Annotated in this window: 39 protein-coding genes and 1 pseudogene; 25 read left to right on the forward strand and 15 right to left on the reverse strand. The window is 67.7% G+C overall.

Features of this window, described 5'->3' with window-relative positions; genetic code table 11:
• Positions 1-106: 106 nt before the first annotated feature.
• From VEA98_RS00440 to VEA98_RS00490, 11 genes are all read right to left on the reverse strand, one after another.
• Positions 107-829, reverse strand: coding sequence for a hypothetical protein (locus VEA98_RS00440; protein ID WP_324809998.1), 723 nt, complete (start codon positions 827-829; stop codon positions 107-109).
• Entirely contained in the window at positions 826-1,047 is a 222-nt protein-coding gene (locus VEA98_RS00445) for a hypothetical protein (protein WP_324810000.1), read from the reverse strand. Before VEA98_RS00445 ends, VEA98_RS00440 begins: the two co-directional genes overlap by 4 nt.
• Positions 1,044-2,525, reverse strand: coding sequence for a bifunctional DNA primase/helicase (locus VEA98_RS00450; protein ID WP_324810002.1), 1,482 nt, complete (start codon positions 2,523-2,525; stop codon positions 1,044-1,046). The genes VEA98_RS00445 and VEA98_RS00450 overlap by 4 nt, the downstream gene beginning before the upstream one ends.
• A 189-nt stretch (positions 2,526-2,714) precedes the next feature.
• Positions 2,715-3,416 carry a YdaU family protein gene (locus VEA98_RS00455; RefSeq protein WP_324810005.1) on the reverse strand — a complete coding sequence of 234 codons (702 nt, stop codon included), beginning with the start codon at positions 3,414-3,416 and terminating at the stop codon, positions 2,715-2,717.
• Between the two features lie 49 nt (positions 3,417-3,465).
• Positions 3,466-4,371 carry a site-specific DNA-methyltransferase gene (locus VEA98_RS00460; protein ID WP_324810008.1) on the reverse strand — a complete coding sequence of 302 codons (906 nt, stop codon included), beginning with the start codon at positions 4,369-4,371 and terminating at the stop codon, positions 3,466-3,468.
• Positions 4,368-5,762: a helicase-related protein gene (locus tag VEA98_RS00465; protein ID WP_324810010.1), complete on the reverse strand. Its 1,395-nt coding sequence runs from the start codon at positions 5,760-5,762 to the stop codon at positions 4,368-4,370. Before VEA98_RS00465 ends, VEA98_RS00460 begins: the two co-directional genes overlap by 4 nt.
• Positions 5,759-6,124: a hypothetical protein gene (locus tag VEA98_RS00470; protein WP_324810012.1), complete on the reverse strand. Its 366-nt coding sequence runs from the start codon at positions 6,122-6,124 to the stop codon at positions 5,759-5,761. Before VEA98_RS00470 ends, VEA98_RS00465 begins: the two co-directional genes overlap by 4 nt.
• Positions 6,121-6,627 carry a helix-turn-helix domain-containing protein gene (locus tag VEA98_RS00475; RefSeq protein WP_324810014.1) on the reverse strand — a complete coding sequence of 169 codons (507 nt, stop codon included), beginning with the start codon at positions 6,625-6,627 and terminating at the stop codon, positions 6,121-6,123. Before VEA98_RS00475 ends, VEA98_RS00470 begins: the two co-directional genes overlap by 4 nt.
• Positions 6,624-6,815, reverse strand: a complete 192-nt coding sequence (locus VEA98_RS00480) for a hypothetical protein (RefSeq protein WP_324810016.1) — start codon at positions 6,813-6,815, stop codon at positions 6,624-6,626. Before VEA98_RS00480 ends, VEA98_RS00475 begins: the two co-directional genes overlap by 4 nt.
• The gene (locus VEA98_RS00485) at positions 6,816-7,502 is read right to left on the reverse strand and encodes a GcrA family cell cycle regulator (protein ID WP_324810018.1); all 687 of its coding nucleotides are present in this window, start codon (positions 7,500-7,502) and stop codon (positions 6,816-6,818) included. It lies immediately after the preceding gene.
• A 231-nt stretch (positions 7,503-7,733) separates the two neighbouring features.
• Complete coding sequence (locus VEA98_RS00490; protein ID WP_324810020.1) at positions 7,734-8,135, reverse strand: hypothetical protein; 402 nt, start codon at positions 8,133-8,135, stop codon at positions 7,734-7,736.
• 545 nt (positions 8,136-8,680) lie between these two features.
• On the opposite strand from VEA98_RS00490, the gene VEA98_RS00495 reads away from it, so the two are divergent.
• Positions 8,681-8,881, forward strand: coding sequence for a hypothetical protein (locus tag VEA98_RS00495; protein ID WP_324810022.1), 201 nt, complete (start codon positions 8,681-8,683; stop codon positions 8,879-8,881).
• Between the two features lies 1 nt (position 8,882).
• Here the strand turns inward: VEA98_RS00495 and VEA98_RS00500 are convergent, their stop codons facing one another.
• Positions 8,883-9,107: a hypothetical protein gene (locus tag VEA98_RS00500; RefSeq protein ID WP_324810024.1), complete on the reverse strand. Its 225-nt coding sequence runs from the start codon at positions 9,105-9,107 to the stop codon at positions 8,883-8,885.
• Between the two features lie 83 nt (positions 9,108-9,190).
• Between VEA98_RS00500 and VEA98_RS00505 the strand changes: the two genes are divergently transcribed.
• The 23 genes and pseudogenes from VEA98_RS00505 (at position 9,191) to VEA98_RS00610 (ending at position 20,472) form a co-directional block, all read left to right on the forward strand.
• Complete coding sequence (locus tag VEA98_RS00505) at positions 9,191-9,562, forward strand: helix-turn-helix transcriptional regulator (RefSeq protein WP_324810026.1); 372 nt, start codon at positions 9,191-9,193, stop codon at positions 9,560-9,562.
• Entirely contained in the window at positions 9,559-10,038 is a 480-nt protein-coding gene (locus tag VEA98_RS00510; protein WP_324810029.1) for a hypothetical protein, read from the forward strand. The genes VEA98_RS00505 and VEA98_RS00510 overlap by 4 nt, the downstream gene beginning before the upstream one ends.
• Before the next feature lie 376 nt (positions 10,039-10,414).
• Positions 10,415-10,756, forward strand: a complete 342-nt coding sequence (locus tag VEA98_RS00515; RefSeq protein WP_324810030.1) for a hypothetical protein — start codon at positions 10,415-10,417, stop codon at positions 10,754-10,756.
• Positions 10,753-11,130 (forward strand): hypothetical protein, encoded by a 378-nt coding sequence (locus tag VEA98_RS00520; RefSeq protein ID WP_324810031.1) that lies wholly within the window; start codon positions 10,753-10,755, stop codon positions 11,128-11,130. The genes VEA98_RS00515 and VEA98_RS00520 overlap by 4 nt, the downstream gene beginning before the upstream one ends.
• 1 nt (position 11,131) lies before the next feature.
• Positions 11,132-11,578 (forward strand): hypothetical protein, encoded by a 447-nt coding sequence (locus VEA98_RS00525; RefSeq protein ID WP_324810035.1) that lies wholly within the window; start codon positions 11,132-11,134, stop codon positions 11,576-11,578.
• 3 nt (positions 11,579-11,581) lie between these two features.
• The gene (locus VEA98_RS00530) at positions 11,582-11,872 is read left to right on the forward strand and encodes a hypothetical protein (protein WP_324810037.1); all 291 of its coding nucleotides are present in this window, start codon (positions 11,582-11,584) and stop codon (positions 11,870-11,872) included.
• Positions 11,872-12,090: a hypothetical protein gene (locus tag VEA98_RS00535; protein ID WP_324810039.1), complete on the forward strand. Its 219-nt coding sequence runs from the start codon at positions 11,872-11,874 to the stop codon at positions 12,088-12,090. The genes VEA98_RS00530 and VEA98_RS00535 overlap by 1 nt, the downstream gene beginning before the upstream one ends.
• Positions 12,087-12,446: a hypothetical protein gene (locus VEA98_RS00540; RefSeq protein ID WP_324810042.1), complete on the forward strand. Its 360-nt coding sequence runs from the start codon at positions 12,087-12,089 to the stop codon at positions 12,444-12,446. The genes VEA98_RS00535 and VEA98_RS00540 overlap by 4 nt, the downstream gene beginning before the upstream one ends.
• A gap of 100 nt (positions 12,447-12,546) precedes the next feature.
• Positions 12,547-13,125 carry an Nmad5 family putative nucleotide modification protein gene (locus tag VEA98_RS00545; protein ID WP_324810044.1) on the forward strand — a complete coding sequence of 193 codons (579 nt, stop codon included), beginning with the start codon at positions 12,547-12,549 and terminating at the stop codon, positions 13,123-13,125.
• Positions 13,125-13,352 carry a hypothetical protein gene (locus VEA98_RS00550; RefSeq protein ID WP_324810045.1) on the forward strand — a complete coding sequence of 76 codons (228 nt, stop codon included), beginning with the start codon at positions 13,125-13,127 and terminating at the stop codon, positions 13,350-13,352. The genes VEA98_RS00545 and VEA98_RS00550 overlap by 1 nt, the downstream gene beginning before the upstream one ends.
• A 78-nt stretch (positions 13,353-13,430) precedes the next feature.
• Positions 13,431-14,177, forward strand: coding sequence for a hypothetical protein (locus VEA98_RS00555; protein ID WP_324810047.1), 747 nt, complete (start codon positions 13,431-13,433; stop codon positions 14,175-14,177).
• Positions 14,174-14,932 (forward strand): hypothetical protein, encoded by a 759-nt coding sequence (locus VEA98_RS00560; protein WP_324810050.1) that lies wholly within the window; start codon positions 14,174-14,176, stop codon positions 14,930-14,932. Before VEA98_RS00555 ends, VEA98_RS00560 begins: the two co-directional genes overlap by 4 nt.
• Complete coding sequence (locus VEA98_RS00565; protein ID WP_324810052.1) at positions 14,929-15,390, forward strand: recombination protein NinB; 462 nt, start codon at positions 14,929-14,931, stop codon at positions 15,388-15,390. Before VEA98_RS00560 ends, VEA98_RS00565 begins: the two co-directional genes overlap by 4 nt.
• A complete protein-coding gene (locus VEA98_RS00570; protein ID WP_324810055.1) occupies positions 15,380-15,805 on the forward strand; it encodes a hypothetical protein in 426 nt (141 codons plus the stop codon). The genes VEA98_RS00565 and VEA98_RS00570 overlap by 11 nt, the downstream gene beginning before the upstream one ends.
• Positions 15,802-16,038 carry a hypothetical protein gene (locus VEA98_RS00575; RefSeq protein WP_324810057.1) on the forward strand — a complete coding sequence of 79 codons (237 nt, stop codon included), beginning with the start codon at positions 15,802-15,804 and terminating at the stop codon, positions 16,036-16,038. The genes VEA98_RS00570 and VEA98_RS00575 overlap by 4 nt, the downstream gene beginning before the upstream one ends.
• On the forward strand, positions 16,035-16,700 hold the full coding sequence (locus VEA98_RS00580; RefSeq protein WP_324810060.1) for an HNH endonuclease signature motif containing protein: 666 nt from the start codon (positions 16,035-16,037) through the stop codon (positions 16,698-16,700). Before VEA98_RS00575 ends, VEA98_RS00580 begins: the two co-directional genes overlap by 4 nt.
• Complete coding sequence (locus VEA98_RS00585; protein WP_324810062.1) at positions 16,697-17,479, forward strand: DUF551 domain-containing protein; 783 nt, start codon at positions 16,697-16,699, stop codon at positions 17,477-17,479. Before VEA98_RS00580 ends, VEA98_RS00585 begins: the two co-directional genes overlap by 4 nt.
• Positions 17,480-17,651: 172 nt before the next feature.
• A complete protein-coding gene (locus VEA98_RS00590) occupies positions 17,652-18,032 on the forward strand; it encodes a hypothetical protein (RefSeq protein WP_324810064.1) in 381 nt (126 codons plus the stop codon).
• Positions 18,013-18,378 (forward strand): hypothetical protein, encoded by a 366-nt coding sequence (locus tag VEA98_RS00595; RefSeq protein ID WP_324810066.1) that lies wholly within the window; start codon positions 18,013-18,015, stop codon positions 18,376-18,378. The genes VEA98_RS00590 and VEA98_RS00595 overlap by 20 nt, the downstream gene beginning before the upstream one ends.
• Positions 18,375-18,818 (forward strand): hypothetical protein, encoded by a 444-nt coding sequence (locus VEA98_RS00600; protein WP_324810068.1) that lies wholly within the window; start codon positions 18,375-18,377, stop codon positions 18,816-18,818. The genes VEA98_RS00595 and VEA98_RS00600 overlap by 4 nt, the downstream gene beginning before the upstream one ends.
• Positions 18,815-18,976 carry a hypothetical protein gene (locus tag VEA98_RS00605; protein WP_324810070.1) on the forward strand — a complete coding sequence of 54 codons (162 nt, stop codon included), beginning with the start codon at positions 18,815-18,817 and terminating at the stop codon, positions 18,974-18,976. Before VEA98_RS00600 ends, VEA98_RS00605 begins: the two co-directional genes overlap by 4 nt.
• Before the next feature lie 237 nt (positions 18,977-19,213).
• A pseudogene (locus VEA98_RS15240) lies at positions 19,214-19,369 on the forward strand (helix-turn-helix domain-containing protein); the annotation flags it as partial.
• A gap of 17 nt (positions 19,370-19,386) precedes the next feature.
• On the forward strand, positions 19,387-20,472 hold the full coding sequence (locus tag VEA98_RS00610) for a site-specific integrase (protein ID WP_324810072.1): 1,086 nt from the start codon (positions 19,387-19,389) through the stop codon (positions 20,470-20,472).
• Positions 20,473-20,594: 122 nt separating this feature from the next.
• On the opposite strand, the gene VEA98_RS00615 is transcribed toward VEA98_RS00610, so the two are convergent.
• Positions 20,595-22,202 (reverse strand): amino acid permease, encoded by a 1,608-nt coding sequence (locus VEA98_RS00615; protein ID WP_324810150.1) that lies wholly within the window; start codon positions 22,200-22,202, stop codon positions 20,595-20,597.
• Between the two features lie 144 nt (positions 22,203-22,346).
• On the opposite strand from VEA98_RS00615, the gene hrpB reads away from it, so the two are divergent.
• Entirely contained in the window at positions 22,347-24,770 is a 2,424-nt protein-coding gene (gene hrpB, locus VEA98_RS00620; protein WP_324810073.1) for an ATP-dependent helicase HrpB, read from the forward strand.
• On the opposite strand, the gene VEA98_RS00625 is transcribed toward hrpB, so the two are convergent.
• Both VEA98_RS00625 and VEA98_RS00630 read right to left on the reverse strand, forming a co-directional pair.
• On the reverse strand, positions 24,767-25,588 hold the full coding sequence (locus VEA98_RS00625; protein ID WP_324810075.1) for a M23 family metallopeptidase: 822 nt from the start codon (positions 25,586-25,588) through the stop codon (positions 24,767-24,769). The genes hrpB and VEA98_RS00625 overlap by 4 nt on opposite strands.
• Entirely contained in the window at positions 25,585-26,307 is a 723-nt protein-coding gene (locus VEA98_RS00630) for a hypothetical protein (RefSeq protein WP_324810077.1), read from the reverse strand. The genes VEA98_RS00625 and VEA98_RS00630 overlap by 4 nt, the downstream gene beginning before the upstream one ends.
• Positions 26,308-26,381 lie beyond the last annotated feature (74 nt).

Consider the following 26,381-nt stretch of genomic DNA (forward strand, 5'->3'; position numbering starts at 1 on the left):
CGAGAACGGCCCACGCCGGGAAGGCGGGGCCGGTGTCCGGACGCGCGAAGCGCCGATACGCTTTTATGCCCTGATTTTATTTAGAACCGCAAGGGGTGGTGTTCGGTCACGCTGCCGGGCGCAGGATGTCGTAACCGACCGCCGCCAAATCGAGAGCCACGCCCAGCTCCGCCTCCATGGCCAGGGCCCTGGTCTGGTCGTTGCCGGCCAGAGCCCTGACATACTCGCCCCGCCCACATACGGCGTCGATCAGGTCGGCCAGCCTTGCCGATCCTGTGGCCGAGACGATGTGGGCCCGCGCATTGGCCTGCCGGTTCCGGGCGTCCGCGGCCTTCTTGGCCGTCGTGGTGTCGAGGTCGTCGTTCGCGGCGCCGTGGGGGGTGTTGTCGTTCAGGCAGGATCGCAGGCTGTAGGTCCGCACCAGGGTGTAGTCCGCCGACCACGCCTCGGCCGCCCGCTTCCGATGTCCGGTGAGGCGCTTCTTGTCGATCAGCCACAGCATCCCGTGGCGCTTGCCGACTCCGGTGGCGGTGCGGAGCGTGTCGACGCCCTTGGCGGCAAGGCCGGCATCCTGCTCCGCTGCCGCCTCCCGCGACTCCCGTTCGGCCTTGGCGCGACGGTGATCCTCCAGTCCGTCGTCCACGCGGTCCAACGCCTCAATGGCCTTGTCCATCTGGCGCAGGGCGATCCTGTTCTCGGCTGTACGCATCGGCCCTTCCATGTGGGCTTCCGGCATGGCCTCGACCCGGCCGCGGACAAGGGCGGCCCGCTCGATCAGCTTGCGCCACTCAAGGGCGATGCGGGCTTCGGCTTTGGCGGCGAGGGTCATGCTGCGTCTTCCTTGGTGAGAGGGGAGGGGTCGTTGTCCGACATCAGGGCGATGGTGAAGGCCGCGTCCTCGCGCTGGATCGCCATGTCAGCGTCGAGCAACGATGCGGCTGCGTCCCGTAACTGCCGGGCGCTGGCAGAGCCCTTCGGTCGGGTTTCCGCCTTGTGGATCAGGCCGTCTGCGATGACCCGGAGGGTTGTATCGTTCGCCGCTCTCATGCCGCGCGCTCCGTTTCCCGGAAGTGCCGGTCCTCGGTCCCGAACTGCATCCGCACCTCGCCGGGCTTGCCGATGACCTCGTGGTATCGGCTCTTCTGAACCTTGATCAGGGTGTCGTCTTCGTTCTCCCGATGCACGATCACCCCCAGGTCGGCCTTGTTGTACCAATTGGCCGAGCCGGCGATGTCGTAGAGGGTCGGCATCTTGTACTTGCCGTCGGCGTCCTTCACCGACTTGGTCGGGTGCGCGATGACCGCGATGTGGACCCGAAAGGCCTTGGCGAACCGCTTCAGCGCCCGGATGGCCCGGCCAGTGTATTCCGTCTCCGTCTCTCCGGGCCTGCGGCTGTGCTCGAGTTCGTTCCACGGGTCGATGATGATGATCGACGCCGCGAACCGGACGACAGCTGCTTCCATCCTGTCGAGTAGCCATTCGAGCGAGGCGTCGTCATCCTCGCCCGGGACGAGGAAAACGTGGTGCTCGTTGATCCACCGGTCGGCCGCCGCGATTTGATCCGCTTCAAGTTTCCAGTGCGCCGTGCTGCAGTACCAGGCCCGAAGGTTCCGTCTGTGGTCGCGCTGGGGCTCCTGCTCGAACGAGGCCCACGCGATGGTCAGGGCGTTGTCCTGAGCCACACCGCAGAACAGGTCGTTGGCGAAGCTGGTCTTGCCGAAGCCCGGCGTTCCGGTGAACACCGAGAAGTCGCCCAGCCGGACTTTGAAGTTCTCGCGGAAGAGCCCGAACTGGCGCGGGCGCGGCTCGTAGAGCACCTGTGCCGGCAGGGGCGGGAGGTCGCTCATCCGGTGGACCCCGTCGACCTTGATCCACTGCGCCCGGTTGACCGTCTCGACCACGCCCTTGGCGCCGTAGTCCTCCAGCACCTCGTTCAGGTCTTTCAGGCGCTCCCTGCCACGGCGCCCAGGGTTCTTGGCCTTCGGGTAGGTCAGGAACTTGCACCGGAACCGTCCGAGGATCACGGACAGGTCGTGCAGCAGCGCAGCGCCGTTCTCGTCGCCATCCGAGGCGATGATGATCACCGGAGCCCGGTCTTTCGTCAGGAACGGCTTAATGTCCTTGAGCCAGTCGTACTTGGTCCCGCCTTCCAGATCTTCCGCCGTCCGTTCGCCCGGCGGCGGGGCGCCGTCCGGAACGCTGATCGTCCGCAGCAGGCCGCACTGGATGGCCGCCAGGGCGTCGAGTTCGCCCTCGGTGATGATCAGCGGCTGATCCAGCAGCGCGTCGTCCTTCACCGCATCCTCATTCCAGGCACAGCGGACCCCGCCCTTGTCCTGCCAGTATTTCTGCTGGCCTTCGGGCACCTCGCCGAGGAAGCGGTATTTGCGGCGGACGATCTCTCCGCCCCTGACGAACGGGATAACCAGCGCATCACCACCACCTTTGCGGACGCTCCCGAGCCCGAGCCGGCTGGCCAGCTCGATGTCCAAACCCCGCTGGTCGAGTTGATCCATCACGGTCATCGAAAAATCCTTCCTCGTAGGGACAGTGCCAGCACTTCACGAGAACCGCGTCGGCGGTTTCGGTGACGTGCAAACAGGGGTCGCGTTTCTTCTTCCGGTGGGCCGAGCATTTCGGGCAGGTGGTCCGGTAGTCGGCTCCCCGGCCGGGGTTGATTCCGGCGGCTCGGGCCTTGTCGATGCGGGTCGCCATCAGACCCACCCAACGCGCTTCAGCTGCGCGTCCTCTTTCCGCCGCCGGGCGACAGCTTCGGCGGCCTTGGTGAGGTAGCTCTGCGGGTCCTGGGTGCCGCTCACGGTCGCCTTGGCGAGAGAGGGCAGGAGGTCCCGCGGTTCGAGCTTGTTGGCCGAGATCAGGCGACCGAAGAACGGGCGCGCCTTGGCTTCGGTCATGCGCCCTTGGCTGGTCAGGAGGCTGACGGCCTTCCTCCACGCCTCGGCATCGTGATCGACTTGCACGGCGCCGTCAGCGCCCGAAGATTTATCTTCGGAACTCTGGCTTCTGGCTTCTGAAGAATGCTGCAGCAAAACGTCATCGTTTGCTGGCGTCCCTTTCAGCCTTTTCAACGCATTAGCCCTCGCGCCGAGTCTGCCAGACCGGGCACGTTTGATCGACTTTTCTTGCGCGATTTCGAGCTCAAGGCCGAGGCGAGCGTTTGTGAGGTCGTCCCCATCGACATCGAAGAATTCAAGCACGTCCCCGCCGATCTTGGCCCATCGTGAGGGGGTGCAGCAGACGATGCGGGCCAGTTTCTTCGGGTCGTTGGGCAGGCGGCCGTCGGCGCGCCACATTGCCATCAGCAGGAGCAAATACGCCCCGTGCTGTTCCGTGGTCAGGTGCCGCGTGTCGCCCAGGTAGTCGGCGACATAGAGTTGCATGAAGGGCGCGCTCATCTCGCCCCTCCCGCCGGCATAGCGGCCTCGCGCGGATCGCCGTCGAACATCAGGCGGCCCCTGCGAGAGCGAGCAGGTTGGGAGCCGACGACTCGGCCTCCATCTGCATCAGGTTTTTGACGGCTTGCCGGTAGTAGGCGGGCTTCAGTTCGGACCCGATGAACCGGCGGTCAGCCTTGAGGGCCGCCCAGCCTTCGGAGCCGATGCCCATGAAGGGCGAGAACACCGTGTCGCCGGGGTTCGTCCAGAGCCGGATGCACCGCTCGATCAGGTCAAGTTGCAGCGGGCAAAGGTGGCGCTCGTCCTTGTCCTCACGGGCGACCTTCACGTTCAGGACGTCGGTCTGGTTGATATCCATCCAGACCGGAGAGGCCCATTGCTGCCACATCGACACCGGGAACAGGTTCTTGTCCTGCCCGACCTTGTCGGCCTGGCCCTCGTCTTCCGGCGTCTTGCGGAAGATCAGGACGTAGTCGGGCATCCCCTGTCGGTTGCGCGTCGCGTCGGTCTGAATCTGTTTGTAGAGCAGGCCCAGCGCCTTCGTCCGCTGCATCTCGATTACCGGGTCTTTCCAGACGGTGATGCGACTATGATAGGTCCAGCCTTCGGCTTCATGGACTTCCCGAATATCGGCGGGGAAGTCGTAGAGACCAACGGTGCCGTGCGTGCCCTTGGTCCGGGGCAGGTCGGAGCAGTGAACCGCCGTCAGCCGGCCGGGCTTGGTGATGCGGAACTTCTCGCGCACGAGATGGCGGTAGAGTTCCTTGAACTCGGCCTCATTGGCCACATTGCCCATGTCCCGCTCGCTGTCGCTGTAGACGAACAGGTGAGCGAAGGGCGGGCTGTAGACGGAGAAGCCGATCGAGGCGCCCGGCAAGCTGGCGGCGAACTCCACACAATCGGCGTTGACGGCGTAGAAGCGTTCGCCCTGAGCGGCGTCGAGAACCTCGGTCATGCGGCGATCCATTCGGGAAGTTGAAGGGGGACGGTCGGCGCATAGGGCGCTTGCTCGTGAACGATGCGGGCCGCGCGAGCCATGGCGGCGGTCATCTCGCGCTTCATGCCCTCGTGGTCGCCCGCCTTGCGGCTCACGACGTTCCAGATGCTTTCCTCAGTGTCGGCGCAGGCGATATGCACATCGACCGGGCGAACCTGGCCGAAGCGCCAACAACGGCGGATGGCCTGATAGAAGCTTTCGTAGGAGAAGCTGAGGCCGACGAACGCCACGCGGGCGCAGTGCTGCCAGTTCAGACCGAACCCCGCGACGGACGGCTTGGTGATGATGATGCGCACGGCGCCGGTCGAGAACGCGGTCAGGCGTTCCTCTTTCTGCTCCGGTGTCATCGACCCGCGAACCTCGACGGCCTCCGGGATGCGGGCCGTCAGGGCGTCTGCTTCATAGTCGGTGTCACACCAGATGACCCACGGCTCGCCCGGCTCGCGCGCCACCACTTCCGCGATCAGGTCCGCGCGGGCGTCGATGGTCTTGCGCTTCTCGCCGTGAATGGCCGTTGCCGAAGTGTCCGGCATACGGAACAACCGCGCCTGCCCGTCTTTCTCGTGGCCGGTGTCGATCGACCGGTCGGCCGCTACCTTGTGACGTTCCAGGTTGAGCGGAGGCAGGTCGAAGCCGTCATCGGAGAAGCCAAGATCTGACGGCTTGGAAACGCAACGCGCCCACGACGCCACCCAGTTCCAGAAGTCCTGAACGGCGTGGCCCTTCATGCGCCAGTTGCCGGTGTCGGCGCTGTCGTGAAGGAACCAGCGGGTCAACATCTGCGATTGCGACATGGCGCCGAGGAACTGGCTGTGCTGGCCGAGTTCGGCGTGATCGTTCGGCGCCGGGGTGGCGGTGCAGGCCAGCCGGAAGGGCGTCTTGGCGAAGCCGTCAATCAGGGCGCGCGTCGTCTTGCCGTTGAAGCTCTTGAGGATGCTGCTTTCGTCCAGCACGACGCCGGCGAACTGCGCCACGTCGAACTTGCCGAGGCGCTCGTAGTTGGTGATGTAGACGCGGGCGCCGGTGATTTGGTCCGGCTCACGGACGGCTTTCGCGTCGATGCCGAACTTGACCGCCTCGCGCTCGTGCTGAGCGGCCACGGCGAGGGGGGCCAGCATCAGGACGGGCTTGTTCGAGAACTCGACCACCACCCGGCCCCATTCGAGGGCGCAGAGCGTCTTGCCGAGGCCGGTGTCGAGGAACATGGCCGAGCAGCCGGTCCGCAGGGCGAAGTCGGTTACATGCGCCTGGTGGGGGTTCATGGCCGAGTTCAGCGTCGGCACGTTGCCGAGCCCGCGCGCCTCGAACTGGATGCGCTTCGCAGCGATCAGGTCGTGATAGGGCGTCATCCTTCACCCCCGTCATCCGGCCGGTTCTCATTCGCGGGCTTGGCGAACAGCTGCTCCGCCCTCGCCGCGGCAACAGCCCGGTTCAGCTTCAGCGGCCCGCCAATGTCAGCTGCCCGGCTGTTGAAAGCCGTCATGGCCTCGACCCGTCCGATGATCGGGTGAAGGTTCTCCGCCACCATATCGAGGGTGTCGCAGAGGATGGCGGCGCGTTCCTGGGGGTCCAGCTCGGTGAGCATGGCCTTCACAGTCTGGCGGGCGGTCATGCGCAGGAACATGGCCCGGGCGGAGCGGGCGGCTTTGGAGGCTGGGGCTTCCTTGGAACGGTCGATGCGCTCGATGAGATACTGTTCGCGGGCAGTCATGCGGCGAGGCTCCGCCGCATGCGCCAGACGACGCCAGCGACGACAGCGCGGCTGACGCCGACGGCACTCGCTACTTCTGAGAAGGTGTGGCCGTCATTCGCCAAGGACACGATGCGGTCGTCGCGGTCCGGCATGGATCGGCGCCGGCTGCAGCGCTGGCGGCCGATTGTCACCTTCCCGTCAACCCAGTCCACCCGATGACGGGAGCGCAGCGTGATGAGCGCGCATGTCAGGGACCGGTCTGAACACCCCAGCCACTCCTTCAGCTCGGCCTCTGTGGCGCTGCCGCTGAAATGCCCTTGCAAGTCCTCCAGTATCTCGACCGACAGGGACGGGAGGGCGCCGCGAGCCCCTCTCGCGCGCATCGGGACCAGCCTCTCGGCAAGAACGAGGCGCACCATTTCGTGCGAGCACCCCACGGCCTCGGCTATCGCCCTCAGCGGGAAGCCGTCGCGGTAGAGCACGACCATATCGGCCCAGTCGGTGAGGGTGAGACGAGTCATCCGATCCAATTCCGATTATGGTCATTGGCCGCCTGAAGCCGCTCCAGTTCGCTTTCCAGACAGGCCTTGAGGCCCGCCATGCCGGAGATCGCGTGAATGCGGCGCATGGCGCTACCCAGCCGGGACCGCTCGATCTGGATGACGTCGGCCCGCTCACGCATGGCGGTGATCGCTGCGTCGATGGCCATCTAGGCGACCCTCCGCAGAGACCGCTCATAGGCCTTGGCGTCTGGGGCGCCGCCGAGACGGGTCCGGCTGACGGCCCTCGTCCCATGCGCGGCGCAGTAGGTGGGGATGCCCCGGTTCGCGAACAGGTCGACAGGCTGACCGCAGCACATCTGGTTGGCCGGGCGGTCGGGTTCTCCGACGGGCCAGGAGCACTGCCCGAACCGCCGCTCGAGCAGCAGGATCGCGTCGTCATTGGCCGGGGCCGCGAAGGCGTCGACCAGCTTCTTCCCGGCCTCGGCGGCGGCGCTGGACCGTTTCAGGGCCTCAGCAGGGTCAAGTGTGGCGACGGGGCCGAACACGGCTCCGGGCTTCAGGTGGGGGCCTTGTCTTGGCGGGGTCCGCTTGGCTCCCCGAGGGCTGGCCGGGCCAGACCGAACCGGAGGGGCTTTCATGGCCCGCGCCCGGGGCGGCATGGTATCCTGGACCAACACGCCTTTGCGGACGAAGGTGTAGGTCTTGCGTATCAGCTTCACCCCGTCCAGCCGACTGGCGGCGGTAAGGCCGAGCCTCTGGCATTTGCCGATGACCGCGTTTCGGCTGAGGCCCATCTTCGCGGCGATCTGGCTAGCCGAGTGGCCGCTGCGCCAGAGTTGCTCCAGCTGGTCGACGACGCCGGGGGCTTTCCAGTTGAAGTCATGGACGCTCATTGGCTTGCCCCCTTCAGGCTGGCATGGGTGAAGTCGTATCGGGCCCGCCGCTCCGCTCCGATCTGGCGACAGACGCCCCGGCGACGAGCATCGGCCTCCCTGCGCTGGCTCTCCCGGTGAAAGGCGGAGAAGGCGCTCATGGCAGGTACCGGAAGAGGCGCGTCGAAGAGGTCGCGGTCCCGGACCGGTTCCCTGAAGCATCCGCAGTTACGGCAGCGGGCGTGGGGCATTTCATCCCAGCGCCTTCAGCACGTCGCCAGCCTGGGCGATGGTCTCCAGCGCCTTGGCGCGGATCGGGCGGGCTTCAGTCTCCGTCACCTTCCCGTCGGCGGTGGCGAGCCGGATCATGCGGCCCATGTCGACGGCGCTCTCGATGGTTTCGCTGGCCTCCGTGCCGAGGTCGGCGCGAGGCGCTCCGGTGTCGCCCTTCAGCAGCTCGATGAGGGCCTCCCGCTCCTCGGCGTTCGCCGCCATCAGGAAGCGATGGAGCGGGATCGTCGTGTCGGGGTGATCGTCGTTCTCGTAGTGGCTGAAGACGCCCGGTGAGACGCCGGCCGCCATCGCGGCGTTGGCGGTCGACCCCATGCGGAGCCTGATGCGGCGGGTGATGGCCTTGATGACGTGGACGCTCATGTTCGCAAACCGTTCCGGGTGATCGTTTTGGTGACGGGCTGGGGTCGTTCAGGCGATAGGGGCGGCGGGTTGTTCAGGGAGAGGGTCTTGGTCATTTGCGGCGTCAGGCTGTTCAGCGGGCTTTCCGCATCGTCCGAAGGCTGGGCGCTGAGAGAGATCACCCGACTCTGCGGCCTCACGCTGGGCGGCTGCATTGCAGAGGATGAGGAAGGCTCCGCGCCGGGCCCCGAACGAGTGGAGCCGGTGCGCGGTCGAAGCCACTTGCGCCTTGTCAGCCATGGGTGAGGCTCCGATCAGAGGGGGTGGCCGGCCGCTGGGCTGGAGGGAACGGCGCGCGGCCCCTGTCGCCACCGGGTTGGGGCCCGCTCGTGCGGCGACAGGATGGGGCGACGGAACGGCGACGCTGCCGGGTTTCCGTCACAAGGCTAACGAATCGTTCACCCTCATTCCGCGCGAAACGCGAACATTTAGGGTTGCAGAACGTCAGAATGTAACGTCGTGTAACCGACTTAAGCCGGGGGGCCCGAAGGTCGGGAGTGGCGTTGATGGCGAAGCCGTATTGGGAGAAGTGCCGCCGCGGGAAGCTGCTCAAGGCCGTGATGGCCGAGGCTTTGCCCGACAACGTGGCCCTGCTGGGCCGCGCCGACGAGCGGGCGGCGCGGGGCCAGCTGATCGCGTCAGCCGTGGCATACTGCAACGCGCGGTGCGGGGGTTGTCCGCTGACCAGAGGAGAGCCGACCGGGTAGGTCATGCGGCGTTGGCCGTGGCGGGAGCGGCGTCGTTGGCGGCCTCCATCGCCAGCAGGACGTCCAGCGTCATCGCCGGAAACGCCTTCATGATCTCCGGCCACGCATCCCGGGGAAGCTTGTTCCGGTTCACCCAGAGCGAGACAGCGCCGGGCTTGCGGTCGGTCGCCAGGGCGACGGCTTTCGGGCCCCCGTGGTCTCGGACAAACTGTTTCGCATCGGTCATGCCGAGTAGCTTACCGCGAGTAAGCTAGAATGCAACCCCCTAGCGCACACTCGGTAAGCTTTCTCCCGGTAAGCTTCCTAACCATGGACACGGGCTGGGAATATCTGGCGGAAGCGCACGAACGGCTTAGGTGGGCCCGGCTTCGCGCGGGCTACGCCACGGCCAAGGCCGCCTCCGAGTCCCTCGGAATGAAGAAGGACACCTACTCCGCCTATGAGCGCGAGCCGGGGAAGTCGAAGGTGACCGGCCTGGACCACCAGCGCGCAATCCAGTTCGGGCGGAAGTTCAAGGTGAGTTGGGAGTGGCTTCTGCTTGGCATCGGCTCGCCCTTCAGCGGGGTCCAGACTACCTATCAAGAGCGGGTCATGACAGCTATGTCGGACGCGCCCGAGGAAGAACAGGAGCGGATCGCCAAGGCGGTTGAGGCCCTACTCAGGACGGGTACTAACGGATGATGATCGCGGTCCTGGTTCTGGCGCTTGTCGCGCCGGACTACCTGACGGAGGTTGTCGGAGAGCCGATCACCACGACTGGCACGACGGCGGAGATCGCCACGCGAGCCGAGGCGTGCGCGGCGCAGACACTGAACGCTGGCGCTGACGAGGGGCCCGTGATCCTTTCTAGCGACCCGGCCTCTGGTGTCGTGGTGGCCCGCAACTCCCTCGAATACCGAGATGGCCTGCTGCCGTGGCGGATGCGCAGCCGGATCACCATAGAGGCCCGCGACGGTCGGTTCAGGATTCGCCACTCGGCGATAGAGCGGCACGACGATCAGTCGTTCGGCGCGCAGGTGCTTGGCGCCTCCCCGTGGGCGCCGGTCGGCAAATGGCGGGGTTCCGGCTGGCAGAAGGCCGAGGCTGCGCTTCAGGAAACCTCCCGCTCGCTGGCGGCCTGCATCACCTCCAGCGGGCCGTCGTCCGACGATTGGTGATCGGCCGGCGCGAACACCTTGACCAGGTGTGGCGCCCATCCAGCGGTCTGATCGCCCACGACCCGAACGACCCTGACGCGACGCCTGCGCACGGCTAACCGGCGCCCGGCGCGTAGGGCCGCACCTCGATCATCGAACTGCTGAACGTGGGTCAGGACCGATTGCGCGCCCCGCCGCCATGTCGCCTCTACGCTGTAGAACTCGGTCACGCGAACCACTCCAATCCTTAGCGCCAGATGCACGCCGAGGCCGCGCCGAGTCGAGTCCCCGGCGCCGGCGCGCGTCCAAAAGTGGCGGAACGGCTTACAGTGCGTAAGTTTTCGCTTGCAATGCGGATTACTGGCGGTAAGCTACTCCCAACGAACGGGAGACACCCATGCCTTCACCGACCATCACCCCGACCGAAGCCCGCGACCAGCTGAACTGGCTGCGCGGCTGCACCGACGTCGGGACCGAAGCCCGCAAGTCTGAACTGCGCCGGGTCCTCGCCGCCGCCGATGAGGTCGAGGAAACCGACCCGGGAAAGATGCTCAAGACGGCCGACTGGCTGGAGCGCATCGCCGCCGAGCACGAAGCGAACGGCAAGGCCCACCAGGCCGAAGAGAACCGGGAGATCGCCGCGCGGTATCGGCGGTGTGCTGCCCGGGCGATGGCCCCCGCGAACACCCTGCACCCGATCTTCGCGGACATCCTCAAGCCTCGGAGGGCGGCGGCATGAGTGGGGGGAAGCATACGGCTGGCTGGTCACTCAAGGGTGATCACGAGTGGTCTGACTGCCATGTCGAGTTCGACCGCAGCGGCTCCTACTACACCATTTACGAGGACGGTCGGTATTTGCCGGTCGCATTCGCCATCGGCGCTGAGGGCGACGACGACACTGCCCGCGCCCGCCTGATAGCCGCCGCCCCGTGTCTGTTGGACCAGCACGGGTGTGAGCTGAGCGACCTCCGGTTTCTCCTGCGGGCTATCGAAGAGGGCGACCCCAAGGCGGAACTGATTCTGCGGGTCAAAGACATGATCGAGCGTGAGAGCGCCGCCATAGCCAAAGCCACGGCAGCAGACACCCAGCCCTCTATTGAGAAGGAGGGGTGAGGTGGAAAGCTTGGTTCACTCCGACGCCGAGGGCGTCTCCGTACCCACCGAGCAGGCGGAAAAGCCGGTTCTGGTCCTGACGGCAGAGCAGATCGAGGCCGCGATGACCCCCGCCGGGGGCTACACAAAGGCGACGCTCGCCGGGTGGGGCATCGACTGGCCGCCGCCGAAGGGCTGGAAAGAACGCCTGATCGCTGGCGAGGCGTTCGAGCCGTATGTGCCGGAGCCGGTGACGGAGGCCGAGGAGGCGTGGTCACGCGCCCTGTGTGTGGCGGCGGACGATGATCCAGAGCGGATTGTCGGTTGCCCCGCGCTGCCTCTGTGGCGGGCCTACCTGACCTACGCGCGCCTTGCCATGAAGGCGAGAGCAGCCCTCGAAACCGGCTCGGTGGGTACGAAGGCGAAGCCGGAGTGCACCCAATCCCCCACCTCGAACGGGGAGGGCTGAGGGATGGGCGACGAGCTGCGCTCCAATCGGCGGGAAGTCCGCAATCCAGTGTTAGCGCTGCCGGGCCTCAAGGCGGTGCTGGCCCTGCCGGAAGCCGACCGTCTCGCCCTATGCGACCTGTTGACCAGCATGAGGGACGACGCGCGCGCCCGTGCCCAGCAGTCGTGGGTCAAAAACAAGGGCCCCATGGCCGCCTACTGGAAGGCCACGGGCGCGTACGTCGAACACATCCGGCGGGCGGTGAAACGCGGCTCAGACCCCACCCCCTCCACCCCGAACACAGGAGACGCGTGATGCGGATGCACCCGAACGCGAGGATCGCCACGACCTTCGCCGCAGCGCTGGCGGTCTGCGCCACGCCGCGCCCCACAGAGGAATCGAAGAAGCGCGACACGCCTGCGCCGCCCGAACCCAAGCCTGAGCCAGCGCCGACCAATCTCCCCGGCGAGACGAACCGGCAGTTTGCCGCCCGTCTGAAAGCCGCCCGCAAGCCTTCGGAGCAAGCGCAATGAACCGGACCCACGCCCGCGGACCGGTCGAGCCGCCCTTCAGCTGCACCAGCCTTCGCCTAGTCGCTGAGCCTGTGGAGGCCATCGTCTCCCGTCTGGCCTCCGTGGTGGAGAACGACAACCGGGAGCCCCGCTACCGCGCCGAGGGGAGGGAGATCGTCACCGTCCACACCGGGCGGCGCCAGTCTCCTCCCAAGGCCCGTGAGGCCCTGTTCTTCATGGTCGAGGGCATCCTCGCCACCAACCAGGACGATCTGGTCGACTCCGACATTCTGCGGATGGCGGACCTCGTCAGAGCGATCCGGGCGGCGGAGCGGAACGACCCGACGCCGCCGGCGAACATCGCGCGGGCCGCCTGATGCCCCCGCTGATCACCATCCTCACAGGCCTGCTGATCGCGGGCGTCTGGTTCGCAGGCGGCATGGCTGTGCTGATCCACTTCAACCGGGAGACTGAACGATGAAAACGCGCCTGACCAATGCCGATCGTGAGGCCATCCGCGCCGCCCTGATCGACCACAAGTTCAAGCCGATCTTCGCCGATCTGGACCGGGAGGAAAACGCCCTCGCGATCAAGGTCCGGGCGCGGGCCTACGGCGACTTCCTGTCCGTCATCGACAACGCGCCGGAGGGGGCATTCCCCTCGACCGGGAAGGTCACTGTCGCGGTCGGCGGCAAGTCCTACGGCGTCACCTTCTCCGGCGCCGCCCGCGTGTTCTACCAGCATGATCGCGGCTGGTCCTCGCGCATCCTCGAAATGAAGTCCGGCGACAAGCTGGGCGAGCAAATCGAGGACCACGCCAACCGGCTGGAGACCGCCAAGGACGAGCGGAACCACCTTCGCCGCACTCTCGACGCGACCCTGAAAGAGTTCCGCACCTTCGACGACCTCCTCGCTGGGTGGCCCGAAGCCGAGGCATTCATCACTGAGCGCTGGCGGTCTCGCCCCGAGTATGCAGCCAACGTCCCCGCCGTCGCGATCAAGACTCTGACGGAGAGCCTCGACCTTCCGCCTGAGACGGTCGCGGAGGCCGCCTGATGGCCCGCGTCGTTCGCCAAGACTGGCAGGCCGTCAACGCCGCCGGGACCGTCCTCTACACGTTCGGCGACCGTGATGCGGGCAGGGCGTGGGTCCGGGACAACGCCTGCCGTCACGACGGCCTGATCCTGGAACGGGTCGAGATCATCGCGCACCGCGAATACCGGCCCCGCGTGATCAGCCGCGCCCGTGACTTCGCCATCCCGCCCATCCCGCAGGCCGCCTGACGTGGAGCCCGCCTTCGCCATCCTGATCATGGCCATCGCGCTGCTGATCATCCTTTCGAGCACGAACCGGAGAGAGCCGTGACCAAAGCTCCTGCCAACGATGAAGCCGCCCCGGTGACGGGCCTCGCCCTGTTGCGTCAGCCGTTTCCGGCGCACCAGATCAGCAAGCTCCCGAAGGAGACCAAGGCGCAGATCGACGAACGCAAAGCCAATCGGTCCGCTGGCGTGTCCTGCAAGGTCTGCGGCGGCTGGCACCACAAGAACGCGGTGCACCTGGATTACGTCGGCCATGCGGCCCTGACGGACCGGCTGCTGGACGTTGACCCGGAATGGTCATGGGAGCCCGCCGCGCTGCGAGACGGACTGCCGGCGTTCGACGCCAGCGGCGGCCTCTGGATCAAGCTGACGGTCTGCGGTGTGTCCCGGCTGGGCTACGGCCATGCCGCCGCCAAGCCGCAGATGGACCCCGGCGCGCGCGAGAAGGAAGTCATCGGGGACGCCCTGCGGAATGCCGCCATGCGCTTCGGCGCCGCACTGGACCTCTGGCACAAAGGCGACCTGCACGCTGCCGAAGAGGCAGAGGCGGAGAAGCCGAAAGAGGATGTTGGCAGCGCAGCCGCCGACTTCGCCATCGGCACTCTGCGGACGTGCGCCAGCCTCGCCGAACTGGCCGAGTTCTGGGCGAAGAATGCCAAGGGGCTGAAGGCCGACCTGAGCGCCGCTGACTTCGCTCGGGTCGAGAAGGCCAAGGACGACGAGAAGGCCCGGCTGACGCCCGCCGACGACGGCTTCCCCGGCGACATTCCGATGGATGAAGCGGCATGACCACGCAGCCCATCACCATGCCGGCGGACCCGCCGCCCATCCCCAACGCTACGCCCTTCGATCTGATCGTGGAAGATCTGGGCGACCTGCTGCTCGAGGCCAAGAACTGGTGCGACGGCGAGGCGGCCGAGACCCAGGAGCAGGTCGATGAGATCGCCCGCCTGATCGACGCCCTCAAGGCCAGCGCGGCGGCTCTGGAGGATGAACGGGTCCGGGAGAAGAGGCCGCTGGACGACCAGATCGCGGCCATTCAGGACCGCTACAACGTCTATCTCGCGCCGCTCAAGAACAAGAAGCCGGGCAAGGTTCCGACCGCTCTCGACGCCCTGAACGCGGCCAAGCGGCCCTTCCTGTTGGCGCGAGAGGCGGAGCTTGAGGCGGCCCGCCAGAAGGCGCGGGAAGAAGCCGAAGCCGCCGCGCTCGCTGCCGCCGAGGCCGCACAAAAGGCCGCCGCCAACGATCTCGGCGCCCGCGAGGAAGTGGAGATCATGATCGAGCGGGCAGAGGCCGCCGCTGCTGCCGCTAGGGCCGCCGAGAAGGAGAAGGCCCACGCTCATGGCGGGGGACGGGCACAGGGTCTCCGCACCCGCGTCGTGGCCGAGATCACCGATCTGAACGACGCCGTGCGCTTCTATTGGGCCGAGAACCGGGAAGCCTTCGCCGAACTGGTCCAGTCGCTGGCCGACACGGACGCGCGGCAGAACCGCCGTGCGGCCGAGGGCAAGGGCGTGGCTTTCCGGGAGGAACGGTATTGACCGACCGCCACACCCTCCGCCTGACGCCCGGTGCCCGCCAGCAGGCCCATCAGTGGCTCGACCGCGCCCTGTCGCTCTGGCAGCCCGGTTCAGCCTGGGTGATGGAGCTTCGCGAGGCCAAGCGATCGGACGAGCAGAACGCGGCCCTGCACGGCCTGATAGGCCAGATCATGAAACAGCGCACGCACCTGAACGGGGTGAAAATGGACATGGCGCTGTGGAAGGCGACTTTCCTGCACGCGCTTGGCGAAGAGGTGCGGTTCACGCCGACACTGGAAGGCGACGGCGTCTTCCCGCTGGGGCTGCGGACGAGCGCCCTGTCGAAGGCCCGCTTCTCCGAGCTGATCGAATATATCCTGTGGTGGTGCGCCAAGGAGGGCCTGACGGTTCAGCACTTCGGTCCCGAGCACGAAGCTGCCAACGACACGACAGGGCAGGGGGCTTCCCGTGCGGCCTGAGCTGTCGATCATCCCCGAGCCCGACCGCTCCACTGAGGCGCGGAAGCCTCTGACTGCGAAGCAGCGGGCAGAGCTTGCGCTGGCCCAAGGCGGCCGGTGCGGGTGCGGCTGCGGCGGAAAGCTGGACCACGCGGGGGAGGGGACCGTTGACGAGCATCTGAATCCGCTCGGGCTTACCGGGACGAACGACCTGGCCAACCGCTCGATCTGGCGCAAGCCCTGCTCCGACGCAAAGACCTACGGAACCGACCTGCCGGCCATCGCCAAGGCCAAACGGATAGAGGCCCGCGAAACCGGAACCCGCCGTGAGCGCAAGCCCATCCCCCAGCGCCCGGACCCGTGGCCGAAGGGCCGCAAGCTGGCGTCCAGACCATTCCAGACCCGCGCCGCCAATGACGATCGGAGAGACGCATGAAGAACAAGCTGACCGACCTGAACGATCACCTATTCGCCCAGCTTGAGCGGCTGTCAGATGAGGACCTGACCGCCGAGCAGATCACGACAGAGGTCGGACGAACCGACGCTATTGTGAGCGTGGCTGAACAGATCGTTCGCAACGCGGACCTCCAGCTCAAGGCCGTCACGATCATCGCCACCCACGGCGAGCGGTTCCGGCCCCAGCTGTCGATGCTGAAGGCACCAGAATGAAGGGCAGGGCCATCGCATACAGCGCGGCGGAAATGGCGTGGCTGGAAGCCAACCGTCTTTTGCCGATCAGCGACTATCACCGGGCTTTCGTTGCTGAGTTCCGGCGCGAGGTGTCGGCGCAGAACCTTCACGCCCTGCGGAAGCGCCGAGGCTGGAAAACCGGCCGCACGGGCTGTTTCGTCAAGGGCCAGGAGCCGCCGAACAAGGGCAAGCCGTGCCCGCCGGGGAAGGGCGGTCGCCACCCGAACGCCCAGCGGACGCAGTTCAAGAAGGGCGCGCGGCCTCACACATACAAAGGGCCGGGACACGAGATGATCGACCCGAAAGACGGCTACGTCATCATGATCGTGGCCGAGACGAACCCTCACACCGGTGCCGCGACGCGCCCGGTCCATAAGCACCGCTACCTGTGGGAGAAGGCGCACGGCCCTGTCCCGGACGGCTACTGTTTGAAGTGCCTCGACGGCGACAAGGCCAACACCGACCCCTCGAATTGGGAACTCATCCCGCGTGGCGTCCTCGCTCGTCTGAATGGCGGTCGGCACAAGAAGCGTCTCGCTTTCGATGCCGCGCATCCCGAAATCAAGCCTGTTCTGATGACGATGGCGAAGGTCGAGCATCGCGCCCTGGAACTGGCGCGCCAGCGGAAGGACGCAGCATGACCCGCACCATCACCGAGCCCCCCATGACAGATGAAGCGAAGAACGACAGCCCCCGCCTCTCCCCCGGAGAGCCGAGTGGGGAAGGCGATGCAGCGCGCGAGGCGTTCGCGGAAATCAAGCGACGCGTCAGCCGGGCGCGGGAAATGATGGCCGAGGACTATCCGCAGGAAGATCAGTCGGTCACCCGTGCCTCGGCGCACCTGTTGGGCGTGTTCTGTTTGACGGGCAAGGTCGAAGCCGCCCTCGCTCCCCCTGTAGGGTCGGAGGCGTGCCTGTCGTGCGGCGGCAAGGGCTACGTCGAGCATGAAGGCGGCGAAGGCGAGGGTTATCCCAGCCGCCCGGAGATCGAGGACTGCCCGTCCTGCACGGCTCCCCCTTCCCCCGGAGGAGCGGATGGGCTGGAGCCGGTGGCGTGGCTGATGACGCACAAAACGACCGGCGCGACCGGGTACGCATTTGAGAGGGAACCCGAGGCTTACGCTCGGGAACACTACACGGTCACGCCCCTCTACGCCCGCCCTCCCGAAGCCGCCGCCGAGATCGAAGCACTGAGAGCGCGGGTGGAGTGGCAACCGATTGAGACGGCTCCAAAGGACGGTCAGGGCGTCCTTGCCATCTGCGCCACGGCCTATTCGCCCGTCTCTCACGTGACGTGGTGGTTGGACGGCTGGGTGCACTACAGCCGCCCGGCCGAGAAGTGGCATGGCGGTGTCGGAAAGTGGTTCCCGACCCACTGGATGCCGCTCCCCGAGGCTCCCGCCCAGCAGGAGGGGGTGTGATGCGCCGCCACGCCCTCACAGCCGCAATGGTCGCCGGTCTGGCCCTTTGCGCCGCGCCAAAGTCTGCGGAGGAAATGACGGACGAGGAGCGCAAGACGCCGCCGCCTCCCGCCCGAGAGCCCGAGAGCAGACAAGTCCGCCGCGCTCGCGAACGCCGCGAAAGGAAAGCCCAATGACCACCACCCCCGCCCCTGTGGCTTGGCGGATTGTTCCGGTGGAGCCGACCTATGAAATGCAGGACGCCGCCCGCAACTCGGCGGCGAAGATGCAAATGTTTAAGGCCCGGATTGCTTGGTATGCCATGCTGCGAGCTTCCCCCGCCCCCGACCTTGAGGGGCTTAGGGAGAGGGTGGCGCGGGTGGTTGATCCGCGCTCGTTCGAGGGCTTGGCCTACGCGTCCGAGCGCCTCCCGGCGGAACCCCGCAGCAAGTATTTCACCGATCTTGCGCGGCTGTCCCGAGACGGAGTGGACGCCGCCCTCGCCAAAGCCGACGCCGTTTTGGCCCTGATCTTCACCCCGGAAGGAGAAGTCCGTGAGTATCACAGAGATTGACTTCGATCGGCTGATGGAGGCCACCCAGACCGTCATCCGGCTCAAGGCGGGCGCGGTTCTCAGTGCCGAAGACGTGGCCGATATTCAATACGCCTTCGAGTGCGAGCGCCAGCACGAAGATGACGCAGTTGACGCCTACAGCAAGGGGTATTCGCACGGCGTGTTGGTGGCTGGTGGGGCTGACAAAGCGTGTCTCATGGAGACTGTCGAGGCGCTGAAAACGCAGTTGGCTGTGGCGAACGCGCTGAACCGATACTGGCAAGCTACCACCCCTGCCGACGCTCACTCGGTGGGTACGGAGCGCGACAGCGCGGAGTGCACCAAATCCCCGGACCCCAAGTCATGACCGACAAGCTGACAGACGAGAAGCTGGCAGAGTGGGAATCTCTGGCGAAGGCGGCGACACCGGGGCCCTGGGAGCCGGTTGGCCTGCCCTATGACGGCTATGATGACCCTGAGATCGTCACGGCGGACGGCCTCTATGTCGCGCAGACCGCCTACGACATGCAGTCGGCGACGACAGAGCGCGACGTAGATGCAGATACGCGCCACATCGCCTTCAACAACCCTGCCTTCGCCCTCTCCGCCATAGCCGAAATACACCGCCTCCGTGGGGAGAGAGACGAGGCGGTGAAGTTGCTCAGGCCGTTCGCAAAGGCGTCCGACAAACTCCACAGCGGATATGACGACGGGATAGCGGCGGGCGATCACCCCATGAGCCGTGTGTTCGTGGCCGACCTACGGGAAGCCCGCGCCTTCCTCGCCAAGCTGGAGGAGAGGGGATGAGCTACCTCCGGAAGCTGATCGGTGCGGCGTTCGTCATGGCGGCGGTGCAGGTCGCCATACCTGGCCCCGGCCTGCGGGAGTGGTTCGTCGGCCTCTTTGCCTACACCGCCGTCCTGATCTTGGTGCCAACGCCTCCTGCAAAGGAGCCCCGCCAATGACCTCCCCCGACCTCATAGACCGTCTGGAGAAGGCAGAGGGGCTTCACGACCGCATTGCCGCCTCCCACCCCTCCCTCCGGCGCGGGCAGGTATGGTGCCGGTCCTGCGGCTCGTCACGCCGCGTTGACAGCTCACAGGCCCTCCGCTCCGGCTGGCCCAAGTGCTGCGGCGACACAATGACGATCGACAGCCCCGCCGAACAGGAACTCCTCCACTCCCGCACACAGGAGGGGGAGGATGACCGCGGCGAACGATAACCACATTCTGACATTCGATGAAGCCGCCGCGCTTCTCAAGGTCGGGGAACACACCTTGCGCGGCCTCATCGCCAGTGGTTCGCTCCGTGCCGCCAAGATCGGCCGGCAGTGGCGCATCCGGTCTGACGACGTGAATGCCTGTCTGGAGGCTCTATGCTCTACAAGCGCGGCGAATTCTGGCACTACGACTTCACCGTCAATGACCGCCGATACCGGGCCTCGACAAAGCTCCATCGTAAGGCTGCGGCCCAGATCGCAGAGGACCGCGCCAGGGAAGCCGCGATCCTGGGATCATCTGATCGTCCGATCCCCACGATAGAACAGGCGGCGGACGCGTGGTTTGCCGCCAACCGCGCGGGAAGCCGGTCCGAGGTCACGACGGCCCAGCGATTGAATATCATGCTGCGGCTGATCGGGACTGACACGCCGGTAAACCGGATCGACGCGCCAGAGATCGCGGAGGCAATCGCCACACGCCGGGTAGAGACGACCCGGCAGGGCCGGGCGCCCGCCAACGCGACCGTCAACAGGGATCTGATCGACACGACCCTGCGGCCTATTTTGACCTACGCCAAGGAGATCATGAAGGCGCCCGTCAATGACATTCCCTGGAAAGCCCTGCGGCTGAAGGAGCCGCCCGAGCGGGACCGGGCTTTCACCCAGGCCGAGCTGACTTCATGGCGCGCGGCCCTTCCTGAATGGCACCGGGCCGTTTTCGACTTTGCCGCCCGCTACGGTGTCCGGTTGCGCGAGGCGTTCTTTCCGCCCGACTGTTACGATGCGGCAACCGGGACAGTGTTCCTGCGCCTGCGGAAAAACGGCAAGCCACACGCCATCCGCCTCTTGCCCGACGATGCCGCCGACATGACCGCTCGCTATGGGCGGGCCGTGGCCGCCGATCTCGATACGGTATGGTTCAAGGAGACGAAGGGCGGACTCGCCCCGATCCGCTGGCGGGGGTTCCAATCAGCCTCCCGCAAGGCGCTGGACCGGGCGGGGATCACCGGAGCTCGTCCGGCTCACGATTTGCGCCACCATGCGGCTACAACCGTCCTGCGACAGACCGGGAATCTCGCCGCGGTGAAGCGGCTCCTCGGGCACGAGGACATCGCCTCTACGATGCGCTACGCCCACGCCGACGACGACGACGTGCACGAGGCTCTGCGTCACACCTATGGCACAAAACCGCCTGAGGCGCAGAAAAGACGAAAGAAAACAAAGGTCGTCACCGGAACCTAAATCCAGTGCGTCTACCAGTTCCGCCACATCCGCCCAGGTTCTGCCCAAGCCTGTAGGCGAGGCGGGACAAAAGCGAAAGGCCCGGGATTGCTCCCGGGCCTCTGCTCGAACCGATGCGGTGATCAGTTCCTGTGGTCGTCGGTGGGCGACGGCGCGCCCGGCATCGGCGGAACCGGTCCGGGAGGCGCGTCGGGGTCCAGTTCCGGCACCTGGAACAGACCGCGGCCGAGGTGGCTCTTGCGGATGCCGTAGAGCAGATAGATCACCAGGCCGATGCCGCCCCAGATCGGCAGCACCATCTTGGCGTCGTGCGGCAGGTTCCAGAACAGGAAGGCGCAGCCCGCCGCCGAGAGCGGCGCGATGATCCAGACCAGCGGCGTCCGGAACGGACGGCGGCGGTTCGGCTCCTTCACCCGCAGCATCATCACGGCGATCGACACCATGAAGAAGGCGAACAGGGTGCCCGAGTTGGAGATGTCCGCCAGTTGGCCGACCGGGAACAGGGCTCCCGCGATGGCGACCGCGACACCGGTGAACAGCGTCACGATGTACGGAGTCTTCCACTTCGGGTGGACCTTGGCCAGGCCCTCCGGCAGCAGGCCGTCGCGCGCCATCACGAAGAAGATGCGGGTCTGGCCGTAGATCATCATCAGGATGACCGAGGGCAGGGCCAGCATGGCGGCGGTGCCCAGGGCGTTCCCGACGGCGGGATAGTCGATCTGGCGCAGGACGTGGGCGAGGGCCTCGTTCGAGCAGACCAGCTGGGCGGCGTTTTCCGGCAGGGCGCAGGCGGCGATGAAGCCGGCCGAACCGGGCTGGACGGCTTCCCCGGCGGCGCCGAGGACCGGCTGGGCCCCAAGGGCGCCGACCGCGCCGACGGCGACGAGCAGGTAGAAGACGGTGCAGATGGCCAGCGAGCCGATCAGGCCGATCGGCACGTTGCGTTGCGGGTTCTTGGTCTCTTCCGCCGCCGTCGAGACGGCGTCGAAGCCGACGTAGGCGAAGAAGATCGAGGCCGCGGCCCCGATGATGCCCATGCCCGACGACTCGCCGAACAGGCCGTTCGGTGCGAACGGTTGGAAGTTGGAGGCCTGGATCACCGGCAGGGTCAGAACGCAGAAGGCGGTCAGGGCGGCGACCTTGATGGCCACCAGGATGGCGTTGACGCGGGCGCTTTCCGTGGTGCCGATCATCAGCAGCAGGGTGACGGCCAGGGCCACGATGATGGCGGGCACGTTGACGATGCCGACCGAGAAGTCAGGCGTCGGCATCCAGCCGTTCATGGTCCATGCCGGTCCGGCCTGCAGCAGGTCTGGCCAGTCGAATCCGAGCGCGTTCTCGATCAGGCCGAGCACATAGCCGGACCAGCCCACCGACACGGCCGAGGCCGCCACGGCGTATTCGAGGATCAGCGCCCAGCCGACCATCCAGGCCAGAAGTTCGCCCATCACGGCGTAGGTGTAGGTGTAGGCGGAGCCCGACACCGGGGCCATGGAGGCCAGTTCCGAATAGCAGAGCGCGGCGACGGCGCAGACGGCGCCGGCGATCACGAAGCTCCACATCATGCCGGGGCCGGCCTTCTGGGCGGCGGCGGCGGTCAGAACGAAAATACCGGTGCCGATGATCGCGCCGACGCCGAGCAGCGTCAGTTGAACCGGGCCCAGCGAGCGATGCAGCGATTTTCTCTCGGCCGTGGCCAGAATCGCGTCGAGCGACTTAACGCGCCACATGTAGTTCCCCTCCGACTTCATGCCGCCCTCTGCGGCTTGGCGCGGACGCTAGCGGCGCATGCCCGCGCTGGCAACGCGGTTTCCGAAGGGTGAAGGACGGACGACGCTTTCGTGAACCCGTCCGTTGCGGCTAGAGCGCAGGGGATGCTGCCCATCGACGCCGTCCTCGAACCGCTGAAAGCCGCGCTCGCCGCGGCCCCCGCGGTCGTGCTCGCGGCCCCGCCGGGCGCGGGCAAGACCACCGTGGTCCCGCTGGCCCTGCTGGACCAGCCGTGGCTGGACGGCGGCCGGATTCTCGTGCTGGAGCCGCGCCGGCTGGCCGCGCGGGCGGCGGCCGAGCGGATGGCGGCGACGCTCGGCGAAAGCACGGGCGAGACGGTCGGCTACCGCACCCGCCTGCAGAGCCGTATCGGCCCGAAAACCCGAATCGAGGTGATCACCGAGGGCGTCTTCACCCGCATGATCCTCGACGATCCCGGCCTCGACGGCGTCGGCGCGGTGCTGTTCGACGAATTTCACGAACGCAGCCTCGACGCCGACCTCGGCCTGGCCCTGGCGCGCGAAAGCCAGTCCCTGCTCCGCGAAGACCTGCGCCTGCTGGTCATGTCCGCCACGCTGGACATCGCCGGGGTCTCGAAGCTGCTGCACGAGGCGCCGGTGATCGAGGCCGAAGGCCGGATGTTCCCCGTCGAGACCCGCTACCTCGGCCGCAACCCGGCCGAACGTTTCGAGGACGCCATGGCCCGCGCCGTCCTGCAGGCGCTCGGCGAGGAAACCGGCTCGGTGCTGGCCTTTCTGCCGGGTCAGGGCGAGATCCACCGCGTCGCCCAGCGGCTGGCCGAACGCCTGCGCGACCCCGCCGTCGACGTCGTTCCCCTCTACGGCGCGCTCGACAAGGCGGTGCAGGACCGCGCCCTCGACCCGGCGGCCACCGGCCGCCGCAAGGTGGTGTTGGCCACCTCCGTCGCCGAGACCAGCCTGACCATCGAGGGCGTGCGCGTGGTCATCGACGGCGGCCTGTCGCGCGTGCCCCGGTTCGAACCGTCCAGCGGCCTGACCCGGCTGGCCACCGTCCGCGTCAGCCGCTCCTCGGCCGAGCAGCGCCGCGGGCGGGCGGGGCGCACCCAGGCCGGCGTCTGCTACCGCCTGTGGGACGAGGAACAGACCCGCGGTCTGGTCCCGCACCAGCGTCCGGAGATCCTTGAAGCCGACCTGACCGCCTTCGCCCTCGACCTTGCCCGCTGGGGCGCGCGCTCGACGGAGACTCTCGCCCTGCTGGACCAGCCCCCGGCGGGGGCCTTCGCCGAGGCGCGCAATGTGCTCCAGCGTCTGGGCGCCCTCGACGAGGCGGGCGGCCTCACCGACCACGGCCGCCGTCTCACCCGCATCCCCCTGCCGCCCCGGCTGGCGCATATGGCCGCGGCGGCCAGCGACGCCGGCGACGCCATCCTGGGGGCGCGCATCGCCGCCGTCCTCTCCGAACCGGGCCTCGGCGGGACCGATCCCGACCTGCGCGACCGCCTGCGCGGGCTGGAGCGAGACCGGTCGCAGCGGGCGCGGGACGCCCTCAGGCTCGCCGAGCGCTGGGCCCGCGCGGCGGGGGGCGGGCAGGGCGGCGACGCCGATCCCGGCGCCCTTCTGGCCGAAGCCTTCCCCGAACGCGTGGCCAGGGCCCGCGGCAAGCCCGGCGAGTTCCAGCTCGCGTCAGGCCGCGGCGCCTTCCTCGATCCAGTCGACGCTCTCGCGCGCGAGCCCTGGCTGGCCGTGGCGGAGCTCGGCGGCGGCGACGCCCGCGACCGCATCCGCCTCGCCGCGCCGCTCGATCCCGCGGCTCTGGAGCACCGGCTCGCGCGCGAGGACCGGCTCGTGCGCGAGCCCTCCGGCCGCATGGTCGTAAAGCGCCTTCGCCGCATCGGCGCGATCATCGCCGACGAGAAGATACTGGGCCCGCCGGACCGCGCCGCCGTCACCGCCGCCCTGAAGGCCGAGGTCGAGCGCGATGGCCTGAAAGCCCTGCGCTGGGGACAGCGCGCCTCGGCCCTGCGCGCCCGGCTCGCCTTCCTCCGCGGGTTGGATGACGGCTGGCCCGACATGTCGGACGTCGGCCTCACAGCCGCGCGTGAGACCTGGCTGTGGCCGCTGCTCGAGAGCGTTCAGTCGCTGGACGCCGTCCCGGACGCAACCCTCGAACAGGGCCTGCGCGCCCTGATCCCGTGGGACCGCCAGCGCACCCTCGACGAACTCGCCCCGGCCCGGCTGGAGACCCCGCTCGGCTCCGCCGCCATCGACTACGCCGCCGAGGGCGGGCCGCGCGTCGACATCCGCGTCCAGGAGCTGTTCGGCCTCACCGCCCATCCGACGGTCGGCGGCGGCCGCGTCCCCCTGACCCTCAGCCTGCTGTCTCCCGCGCGCCGCCCGGTGCAGGTGACGAAGGACCTGCCGGGTTTCTGGAAGGGCAGCTGGGCCGCCGTCCGCGCTGATATGCGCGGCCGCTACCCGCGCCATCCATGGCCCGAGGACCCGACGAAGGCCGAACCGACCACCCGCGCCAAGCCGCGCGGGACCTAGGCCGCGCCGTTCAGCATCCGGCCATAGCTGTCGACCAGGCTGGCGTAGGTCGGCACGAACATCACCGTCGCCCCGCCGCCGCTGGCCACCGGCGCCTTGATCTCGAAATGCAGGTGGATCGTCGTGGCGCTGCCGCCGAAGTCCGCCGACACCTTGCCCAGGTGCTGCCCCCGCGTGACGTTCCGCGACGCCGCGTTCGGGAACAGGGCGTGCACCCCCGCCATGTCCATGTGCAGATAGCGGTAGATCCGCCCGGAATCGCCCAGCAGGGTGACGGTGTAGCTGCCGATCGAGGTGATCCGCCCGTTCTCGGCCGCGACCGCCCAGTGCACCTTCTTCTCGCAGGTGGCCGGCCGGATGTCCTGGCCCTGGTGCCCCTTGCCTGCGGGGCACATGCCGTTGGTCCACGACCGCGTCTCGCAGAAATTGTCGCGCCATGGATAGGCGTAGTTGCGGGCGTCGCACTGGCCGCCGGGGCCGGGCGCCAGATAGCCGCCGTAGCCGTAGACCTGCGAGTTGGCGTAGGCGGGGCCCGCCTCCATCGGGAACCGCATCCCGGCCGCCCACAGGGTGGCGTCGGTCGCCCCCGTGCCCGAGCCGGGATAGAGGCCGCCGCCCGGCTCGTGCGGCCAGCTGACCGGCTCAGGCGCGGGCGGGGTTTCGGGTTCGGCGGGGGCCGGATCGACGTCGGGATCGCCCGGCAGCGGTTCCGCCCCGGGGTTGGGATCGGCTGTCTCGGGCGAGCCCGTCTGCTGGCCGCAGCCGCTGGGCGAGCAGGCGGTGAGCAGCAGCAGCGCCGCCAGCGCCAGCCGCCTCACGATGCGCCCCCGCCGATCAGCTGCAGGCCGGCCGCGAAGGCGATGGCGTCCGCCTCGGCGCAGTTCGGGGCCCCCTCGCACAGGAAGCTGACATTATAGGCGGCCCCGAAGCGGCTGAAGGTGACGTCCACGCCGTATTCGGTGCGTTCCGTCCTCAGATCGGTCAGCCCGCTCGCCTGGGCCTGGGCCGCCGAGCGCGCGGCCGCCGGCGGCACGCGCGCCGCGGTGATGCGCGGACCCGGCAGGGCGGCGGCCCGCGTGGCCGGGCGATTGACCGGAGCGGCCGGCCGCGCCGTGGGCCGGGGCGCGGCCGGCTGGCTCGCCGGTCGGGACAGCGGCGACTGGAAGGCCTTGGTCGTCCCGTAGATTTCAATGATCTGCTCGCCGCGCTGGACCGTCAGCATGTAGAAGCGGTCCCCGCCCGAGAACTCGGCCGTGGCCAGCAGCGCCGGATCGGCGGGCGCCAGCACCGGCACGGCCGAGGCGTTCACCTGCTGCATGAAGCCCGCGCCCTTGCTCTGCGCCAGCACTCCGCGCAGCCGCGCCGCGACCGGATCCTGCCGCGCCTGCGCCAGCGCGGCGTTGTCGACCCGCGACGGCGTGAGATTCACCTGGGTGGCGGCGACCGGCGACGGCGGCTGCTGCTGCGATGTGGCCACCCCCGCGACGGCGGCGGCCGCGATCACGCCGCCGGCGAAAGCCCAGTTCCGGATGCTCATGATGATGTCCCTCCCAAGCTGAACAATAGCGCCGTTATGCGACGGTGGCGAGGGCGGCGCATGACGGCGGCTTC

The organism is Brevundimonas sp. (genome assembly GCF_035627055.1).
GTDB lineage: Bacteria > Pseudomonadota > Alphaproteobacteria > Caulobacterales > Caulobacteraceae > Brevundimonas.